At 51.9% G+C, this 260-nt stretch carries 2 tRNA genes; both read right to left on the bottom strand.

The features are described from left to right. Positions 1-29: 29 nt before the first annotated feature. Positions 30-105: transfer RNA gene (locus BIW15_RS23765), tRNA-Ala, on the bottom strand. 41 nt (positions 106-146) lie between these two features. Continuing rightward, positions 147-223: transfer RNA gene (locus tag BIW15_RS23760), tRNA-Ile, on the bottom strand. Between the last annotated feature and the right edge of the window lie 37 nt (positions 224-260).

The following is a 260-nucleotide window of genomic DNA, read 5'->3' as shown; positions in this document are numbered from 1 at the left end:
TAAAAGCACTCATCGAATGCGCTTAAAGATGGTGGAGCTATGCGGGATCGAACCGCAGACCTCCTGCGTGCAAGGCAGGCGCTCTCCCAGCTGAGCTATAGCCCCATCAAGGTGTCGATACTGTATGCCAACTCCCTAAAAGGAATTGGTGGGTCTGAGTGGACTCGAACCACCGACCTCTCGCTTATCAGGCGAACGCTCTAACCACCTGAGCTACAGACCCAGTATCGTCTCTTTTACATAAACCGTATCAATCTGTG

The sequence above is a fragment of the Vibrio sp. SALL6 genome (genome assembly GCF_002002385.1).
Taxonomy (GTDB): Bacteria; Pseudomonadota; Gammaproteobacteria; order Enterobacterales; family Vibrionaceae; genus Vibrio; species Vibrio parahaemolyticus.
This window is presented reverse-complemented; position numbering and strand designations above follow the sequence as displayed.